The organism is Microbacterium suaedae (genome assembly GCF_003254645.1).
Lineage (GTDB): Bacteria > Actinomycetota > Actinomycetes > Actinomycetales > Microbacteriaceae > Microbacterium > Microbacterium suaedae.
In genome coordinates this window covers 1-7,733 of record NZ_PNFD01000008.1, presented here as the reverse complement: position 1 = coordinate 7,733, position 7,733 = coordinate 1, and the positions used below count along the sequence as shown (strand labels likewise).

At 60.3% G+C, this 7,733-nt stretch carries 6 protein-coding genes and 1 pseudogene; 2 read left to right on the top strand and 5 right to left on the bottom strand.

Annotated features, from left to right (window positions below):
- Positions 1–103 precede the first annotated feature (103 nt).
- Together C0012_RS15885 and C0012_RS15270 are read right to left on the bottom strand one after the other, a co-directional pair.
- Positions 104–553 carry a zinc-ribbon domain-containing protein gene (locus C0012_RS15885; RefSeq protein WP_110590585.1) on the bottom strand — a complete coding sequence of 150 codons (450 nt, stop codon included), beginning with the start codon at positions 551–553 and terminating at the stop codon, positions 104–106.
- Positions 554–595: 42 nt separating this feature from the next.
- Positions 596–1,321, bottom strand: a complete 726-nt coding sequence (locus C0012_RS15270; protein ID WP_162621971.1) for a hypothetical protein — start codon at positions 1,319–1,321, stop codon at positions 596–598.
- Between the two features lie 183 nt (positions 1,322–1,504).
- On the opposite strand from C0012_RS15270, the pseudogene C0012_RS15900 reads away from it, so the two are divergent.
- Positions 1,505–3,019 (top strand): annotated as a pseudogene (locus tag C0012_RS15900) (IS1634 family transposase).
- Between the two features lie 160 nt (positions 3,020–3,179).
- Entirely contained in the window at positions 3,180–3,665 is a 486-nt protein-coding gene (locus C0012_RS15260) for a hypothetical protein (protein ID WP_162621970.1), read from the top strand.
- 285 nt (positions 3,666–3,950) lie between these two features.
- On the opposite strand, the gene C0012_RS15535 is transcribed toward C0012_RS15260, so the two are convergent.
- The 3 genes from C0012_RS15535 to C0012_RS15245 all read right to left on the bottom strand — a co-directional run bounded on the left by C0012_RS15535 (position 3,951) and on the right by C0012_RS15245 (position 7,100).
- Entirely contained in the window at positions 3,951–4,487 is a 537-nt protein-coding gene (locus tag C0012_RS15535; protein ID WP_162621969.1) for a hypothetical protein, read from the bottom strand.
- Positions 4,477–5,982 (bottom strand): reverse transcriptase domain-containing protein, encoded by a 1,506-nt coding sequence (locus C0012_RS15250; RefSeq protein ID WP_110590581.1) that lies wholly within the window; start codon positions 5,980–5,982, stop codon positions 4,477–4,479. Before C0012_RS15250 ends, C0012_RS15535 begins: the two co-directional genes overlap by 11 nt.
- Before the next feature lie 359 nt (positions 5,983–6,341).
- Positions 6,342–7,100 carry a hypothetical protein gene (locus tag C0012_RS15245; RefSeq protein WP_110590580.1) on the bottom strand — a complete coding sequence of 253 codons (759 nt, stop codon included), beginning with the start codon at positions 7,098–7,100 and terminating at the stop codon, positions 6,342–6,344.
- Positions 7,101–7,733 lie beyond the last annotated feature (633 nt).

The following is a 7,733-nucleotide window of genomic DNA, read 5'->3' as shown; positions in this document are numbered from 1 at the left end:
GTCGCACCCGCCGAGTTCGAGAACGCGTTCTATGCTGTCCAAACCGGCCCGCAGCAACTGGTCGGAATCAAATAGCGCGAGTCTCCATCAGACCCAGGGCGCTTCAGTTCTGGATCTTTGCTTCCCACTCGTGACCTTGCGCGCATAGCCACCAGGCGTTCTTGTTCGATTGCGGGAGGACTCTTGAGATCTCGACGCTGTTTCTCGTGGGGTGCCATTGCAGCGCAAGGTCAGGACGCACGCTTGCAAGATCAGTTTCGCCCGGAACCGCAACGATGCCTGCGCACATCGGGCAACGTGAGCCCTTCGCTCGGGAACTCACCGCAGACTGCCACTCGTGGCCGCGCGGGCAACGCCACCACACTTTGCGTCCTGAGCCAAGTGTCACATCGGACGCCGTCAAATCGCCGTTGAGCGTTGGATGCCATTCAGTAGCGACCTGTGGACGGAGCACTGCCAGTGAGTTCACGGAAGCTCTGTTCGTCACGCCACCATTCTCCCGCAACGTGCCGATACCGCGGTCCCCAGCTCTCACACGTGGCCCAACACCCATCCCGGCGAGTCAGGGGGAGGGCCGGGCCGGGCCGGGAGGGCACTACACCGATTCGATCTTCTCGACCTGCACACCAGCGGTAGCGTTCCGATTCGCACGCCAGACCTTCCAGAGCTCACCGCCGTAGGTCCTGGCGTACCACGCGGCGAGCCCATGTTCCTTGATCTGAAAGTCCAGCTTGATCCGCCGCGGGTCGATCGGCGCTTCCTGCTCGAGGGCCTCTAGGAAGTCTCGCGGCATTGCCTTCCGAACTGTCATCCCGCGCGCCTTGCGCACGAACCAGCGTCCAGCCGACGGCAAGCCGGGCGACTCAACAAACCACCCATGGTTTCCCGGTAGGGCAGGCAGTGGCTCCTTCGCTCGCCACTCCAGACCATCGAAGTCAAGAGGTGCATGGTGCGCTCTGAGTGCTTCGATGGCTTCGTCCCGGTAGGACGGGCCGCCTGTCGGCGTCGGAAGTTCGTCTTCATCGTCGGCTTCAGACGCCGGACCCTCATAGTCCTGCTCGGAACTCTGCTCCTTTATTTCGCGGATCATCTCTTCTGACCGCTGCACGATCTCCTTGAGGACCGCTGCTTCCGCATCCTGCCTGCCGGCGATCATGAACGTGAGCCAAATTGCGATGACGGCGGTGATCGCTCCCAACGCTGCCGTAGCAGAGTTGGGCCCGGTGAAGGCCACAATCGCAGTGGCAGTGCCCGCGAGCACTCCGAGCGACAACAGGAAGATCGGAAGCGTCAGACGCCGGTGGGATAGCTTGGTGCTCACGGCAACGAGGCTAGCTGAGGAGGCGGAGATACGTGACGACCTGCACGAAGACCTCGGACCTGGCTCGTGCCATGTTTGATCGAGTTGGCTCGCGAGCGGGTCGAGGTCGTTGATTTTCCGCGGGTATCGCGCCGGTTTAGTGCCCGCCTGGCGCACTAAACCAGGGTCCTAGACTCGTGTCGCGTGGGGTTGTTCATCCGGAGAGTGCGCACCGCGTCGGGCGCGACAGCGGTCCAGATCGCGTCGAAGCAGTACGGCGTGCAGAAGATCGTCGAGCACATCGGTTCCGCCCACACGCCCGAGGATCTCGAGTTCCTCCTCGAAGTCGCCCGCACGAAGACCCAGGCCGGGCAACTCGCGTTCGATCTCGATCGGCTCGCTCCGCAGAAGCTGACCGCGAGCCCGGAGATCGTCGGCTCCCAAGCCCGCGTCCTCTGGGACGTGCTCGGGCACGCCTACCGGGAGATCGGGTTCGACACTGTCGGGACCGACAGTTTCAAGCGGCTCGTGCTGGCGCGGATCATCGAGCCGACCAGCAAGGCCGACACGATCCGGGTGCTCGCCGAGATCGGTGTGAAGTCACCGTCGCTGCGCACGATCTGGCGGACCCTGAAGCGCTGCATCGCGGAGGACTGGCGCTCCCAGCTCTCCGACGCGGCGCTTCGACGGGTGACAGCGACCGGGACGTTGCAGGTGGTGATGTATGACGTGACCACCCTGTAATTCGAGGCCGAGCACGAAGATGCTCTTCGCAAAGTCGGGATGAGCAGGGAGCGCCGCGTCGACCCGCAGGTCCTCGTCGGCCTGCTCGTCGATCAGGCAGGGTTCCCCCTCGAGGTTCACGCGTTCGAGGGCAACCGGAGCGAGACCATGACGCTGCTGCCCGTGTTGGACGGGTTCCGTCAGCGTTACGGGAGCAGTGATGTCGTGGTCGTCGCCGACGCGGGAATGCTGTCAGCGGGCAATCTGAACGCGCTCGAGGATGCGGGCTTCGATTTCATCGTCGCATCCCGGACGGGGTCGGCCCCGAAAGACCTCGCCGAGCATTACGAACGCGTCGTGAACCTCTTCGAGGACGGGCAGACGATCGAGACGACCCGAACGCTGGGGGCCGGGAGACACCGGCTGGAGAGGCGGGTGGTCTGGCAGTACTCACGCAGGCGCGAGCAGCGCGACAGCATCACGCTGAACAAGCAGGTCGATGGGGCCGAACAGATCGCAGGCGGCCTGCGGGCGCCGAAGAAGGACCGGTTCGTCACCCTCGGTGAGCGCGGCACCCGGCCGGGAGCGAACTGGACAGCGGTGGAGAAGGCCCGGACCTATCTCGGGTTGAAGGGCTACGTCACCTCGATCAGCGCCGACAAGCTCACAGTCGCCGCTGTCGTGGCCGCGTATCACGACCTGTTCCGTGTCGAGGCGTCGTTCCGGATGGCGAAGAGCGATCTGAAGGCGCGGTCGATGTTCCATCACGAGAGAGACTCGATCGAGGCGCACCTCACGATCGTGTTCGCCGCCCTCGCGGTCACGAGGCATGTCACGGACCGGTCGGGGTACTCCATCAAGCGGATCGTCCGGGTGCTGCGCCCGGTTCGGGACGCGGTGATCTCGCTACGCGGCCAGCAGATCACGGCCACGACCCCACTCGAAGGCGAAGCGACCGACATCGTCGAGAAACTCATGCCGAACGCGGCGCACTAAAATGGCACGACTCAGGTACAAGCACGCGTCGGCACTGACGGCTCTCTGGGCGGATCGCACGCTCGTCGACAACATCGATACCGATGATCCGTTGTCTCGGCTCCTGACCTCCGCGAGCAGTGACGCCTGGAGCTTCGGAGGCGTCTCGTCCTCCGCGTTCATGTACGAGCTGTCTCGTGGCTTCGGCGGCATCTTCGACATCGGTGGTCCGGCTCGCCCGCGTCGGGATCCGGCGTTCTCAGAATGCATGTCGGTCGGAGATGTCCTCGAGGTCGTGACGCGGACCGAGGCTGATCCCGAGACCATCGAGCGGAAGCGACAGCACATCACGGCGTTGGAGGCGACGCAGACGACTTGGCGACAGGACCAGAAACAGGAACGGGACCGCAGGAGCGCCGCGCGTGGAGAGCTGGACAGGATCCTGAGCGAGGCTGGCGCTCCGCCACACGCAGAGGACTACGACTCCAACGATGCCGCGTTCGATTGGGCCTTGAGTCTCCAGCCCGAGATCGAGAGGCTAAGAGTCGGCGACCGGATGCACACCTCCATGCGGACCGTGCTGCATGGGATCTGCGAGCGGAGAGGCTGGAGCGATCAGAAGTCCGCGTTTCTCGTCGACATCGCCCTCAACGATTCTGGACCTTGAGTCATCCGCCGTGGATGCTCGGGCCATCAAACTCCGGTGGCCTCACGGCACTCTCGAACGGAAGTGTCCACCCACACTCCGGACAGCGAAGGCCATCGTCTGCATCTCGAAGGACGACATGACACGTCGGGCAAGTAGGAGCATCGAAAACTGGATCCGAGAGATCGATCCCGCTCGCGTCGTCAGTCATGGCGACAGGATACGCTTCCAACGGCTTGTACCAGGGAACGCCACTGTCGAGAACGCGACCGAGGAAATCTTGGAACCGTGCGATGATAGGCAGCGTCATAGAGGGTCTGGTAAGGAGCCATCCAGCCAGTAGCAGAAATCGATCAGCGTCCCCAAGGCAGACCGCGACGTCTCTCGGGAAAAGTAGACACGTTTCCCAGCGAAGTGAGCGTCGAGCCTCCCAGTGAGTTGGCGACGCATGTCGAGCGTATTGATCCCCTTATTGACCTGCTGCATAGTGAGTTCGCCATTACCATGCACGACGGCATTTCGTGCATCGACAACCAGAAGGACATCTTGACGAAGTGGACTGGGTACAGCTCCCAATTCGATACCTCTCTCCAGGAACCTAATTCGCTCTTTCCAAGATGTCCGAAAACCACCGCCGTAGTCGCGAAGCAGATATCTTTCCAAGGTGGTACTGGTGGCTTCGCGCAATGCCAAGTAGTGATCGATCTCGTCATCCACATAACTCTCGACCAAAGCAGTCGACGTTACGAGCACCTTCTCGATGTCATCTGTGACATAAATCAACTGAGAGAGTTTCCGAAGAACTAGTTCGGTTTCACTGCCAAAGGGAACTCTACTTTCCATGTTTGTTTCCCCATGAATATGCTGCCTTTGTGAGTGGAGATTCTTGACGCACTGCTCTACCCAACTTGGACGTCGATGCGCGCAAAGCGTCGAACCTGCCGACTGCGGAGGCGATCCCGCATTGCGTGACTTCTGAGGCCGAGATTAAGGCATCCAGTAGTTCAGACTCCGACACTTTCCCTGACTCTGCAAGAAACCAGGCCGCCTCCGCCCGCACTACCTCCGACGAGTCCCCCAATTGCTCTCGCGCCCACGAGACGAAATTTGCATGATCGTCACATGCCATCGCATCGATTCTTGCTGACTGATTAAGTAGCCAAACTTTGGACCACGGAGAGGTTCTTGGAAGGGCGCTCAATCGATAAAGAGCCTCCCACGATTCTGCGTTGCTCGTCCGAGCCGCCAAATAATGAAGGACCGATCGCATGCGCGTGGGATCTCTCATGACAATCTCCACCAGAGTATTCACGGCGAGACGCGTGTCTGCCTTTTGGAGGCGTTTTAATGCCAGACCTACATACCTTGCAATCCGCGACGGACTCTCGTGATCGCTGTCGAGCCAGTCCTTCACCAGCCTTTCGAGCGCCACGTAGTCCACTTCCTCGTCACCTGGTTCGATCTCAACCAGGTCAAAATCGTCGTATTCAGTCGAGACGAACTCTAGAGACTTCAGCCCATCTGCGGCGGCATCCTTGTATGGCTGGAGTGCATCCTCGAACTCGCTAAGCTCTTTCCGAATGTCATCTGGCTTGCGGATGGACAATTTGGCATCGGATAGCGCCAGGCCGATCTGACGCGCTGCATGAATTGAGATCTCAATCGCCTGGTGAGCGGACTGCCATGTGCGGGCAAGAATGCGGAAGTCGTCGGCGTAACGATTGTGGTCGTACCCTTGTCGAGTGATGGCACGAGACATGCGTTCAATATAGGCATCCGCGATGACGTGACTCGCATTGAGTGCCTGCGGAATCCCAAGACCGCGAGGAAACATCTCGCTGAGAAAGTCGCGCAACGCGGAGACGTAGGTGGGGTCTAACGTTCGCGCGAGCAACTCCTCGAAAAGAATTTGATGATCGACATATTCATAGAAGGCCACGATGTCGAGATCCAGTACTCGGACATGAGGATCATCCTGATTCGGTCCGTCAGCGTCCTCCCCATACGATCTGTGTTGGTCGAATGTCTTATTTCTGGACGGTACGGGCAACGAAGGAGCAAGTTTCGCGACAATCGCCTCGTAGATCAGTCGCGTCGTTGGAGAAAGCACACTGATGGGTCGAAGTCCGTGCCCTCGCTTGGGCATCACAACAATTTCCATAGACGGCGTGTACCCCGTCGAAGCGCGCGTTTTCGCATGCCTAGCAAGGGTGTCGGTGCTCGATTCGAGGGACCGCTCGGAGATCAAAAAGGGCATATCCAAGAGTCCGTTGGTAGCAATCTCGGAAGCAGTGGCCTTCAGATCAAGCTTGCTTGCGTCGGCGGGCGAGACCTTCATGTATAGTTCTCCTGCTCTCAGAATCCACTCTGGACGTTTCGGAATCGTTCAGTTGGTGTATGCGTGATCCTCATGACCCGTTCCTCGCGTCCACCATAGCGGTTCCGCCACGAGGACTGGTGTGCCGGTGCCCCCGTGGTAGTAGCCGGTGTGTGAGTTCCTGGCCGGAGACTCCAGCGGCAATCACAACACGACGCTCGAGGACGCCCGCCTGGCTAGCAACAGCTGTCGAGCGAGTATTGGAAAACTGTGAAATATCTCGGTCACACGTGCGTATGACAATGATATTGATGCTTTGAACAACTCGAAAGGACACGATAATTCAGCTTCTCGTGTCCCCTCTAATTTCAACAGAGGGACTAAATGCTGTGATTTTTGAGGATGCCACCCAAGCCCTTGCGTAGTTTTTGCGTCTCAACGTGGCGCTTGTAGGGCCACGTAGACGCGTCGTCCCACGGCTTCAGCGCGTCGGTCGAGAGCAGCAGATTTCGACGACGGCGCCGGATCCGCTTCATGGCGAGCGTCCGGACCTGTCCCCAGTGCGCCTCAGCACCTGCTCCGTGCCAGCGCTCAGCCTTCTTGCGAAGCACCTCGCGCCGGACACGTCGACTCCGGGCGATCCGTTTGCGCGCTTTCTTGATGTCGGTCGTTTGGATCGGGGTCGGATATGACGCGAGGACTGTCTCGGCCCACTTCGTCTCTCTGTCCCTGCGTGCGATGTGCATGATCGCGAACATCAACAGCCCGTATGCCGCGAAGACCACCATCACGGACCAGAACTCCGCCGCATCTCCTGCGCCGCTCATCACCCCAACCATGACGACGAGGCCGAGGATCAAAGCGGCACCGAAGAGAGAGATCACCCTGATCAGGACTCCCCACGGGCCAATGCGGTGAAGCTTGCTCGATGCAAGTAAGAGGGAGTCCATCTGGATTGCCTGCTCTATGGCCTTGGAAGCAAGTGGATCGCCTTTGACAAGTTCACGAGCCGTCCGCAAGTGATTGAGCGAAGTTTCGAGCCGCCGCGAGTACGAGAACTGTGCGATGCCGGTCGCGATCCCGAACACGCCGCCTCCGCCGATCACGGCGGCCACAAGCGGGATCAGCCATTCCTCCATGAAGAGGATCGTACCGAACAGCTCGGATACCGGAGCCGTCAGGACGACGAGGCCAACCTCCTCGCTCCTGCTGCTTCTAACAGCCCAAGCCGAGAGGCTCGTCGAACATCGGAGACACAGCGGGGGTCGCCGTCAGTGCTCTGCCGTGGAGCACTCAGATAATCTCGTCGTCGCGCACGCCGACATGGTCCTCCGGAGTTCCTTCCAGATCCGGCAGTGTGCCACGGCTCGCTTGCCCATTCCCGACACTTCAACGGTGCTGTCGATGGCCAGAACGCGATAGAAGATAGGCGGTTCCCGCGGCCATCGCCTGCTCGTGCTTCTCGACATCTGACTGCCCGAATGTGCAGGTCAGTCAGTTCAGGAAGCTGCCGAGGTTCGTGTATCGGCGTTGTTCTGGCGTGGACTCCCAAATCCACATCCAGGCGCGCTCGAGGGTCGATCTGGCATCCATGCCCTTCGGCGCCAGTGGTCGGCTTGTGGCGACCGCTGGCACGGCGCCGCGACTCACTCGGTAGACATCGGTCTGAAGCGCCCTGGGTCTGATGGAGACTCGCGCTATTTGATTCCGACCAGTTGCTGCGGGCCGGTTTGGACAGCATAGAACGCGTTCTCGAACTCGGCGGGTGCGAC

What these genes read in the sequence shown, in the direction of transcription:
- C0012_RS15245 (WP_110590580.1), bottom strand. Translation starts at nt 7,100, where the DNA reads ATGGAGGAATGGCTGATCCCGCTTGTGGCCGCCGTGATCGGCGGAGGC.
- C0012_RS15885 (WP_110590585.1), bottom strand. Translation starts at nt 553, where the DNA reads ATGGGTGTTGGGCCACGTGTGAGAGCTGGGGACCGCGGTATCGGCACG.
- C0012_RS15535 (WP_162621969.1), bottom strand. Translation starts at nt 4,487, where the DNA reads ATGGAAAGTAGAGTTCCCTTTGGCAGTGAAACCGAACTAGTTCTTCGG.
- C0012_RS15250 (WP_110590581.1), bottom strand. Translation starts at nt 5,982, where the DNA reads ATGAAGGTCTCGCCCGCCGACGCAAGCAAGCTTGATCTGAAGGCCACT.
- C0012_RS15260 (WP_162621970.1), top strand. Translation starts at nt 3,180, where the DNA reads ATGTACGAGCTGTCTCGTGGCTTCGGCGGCATCTTCGACATCGGTGGT.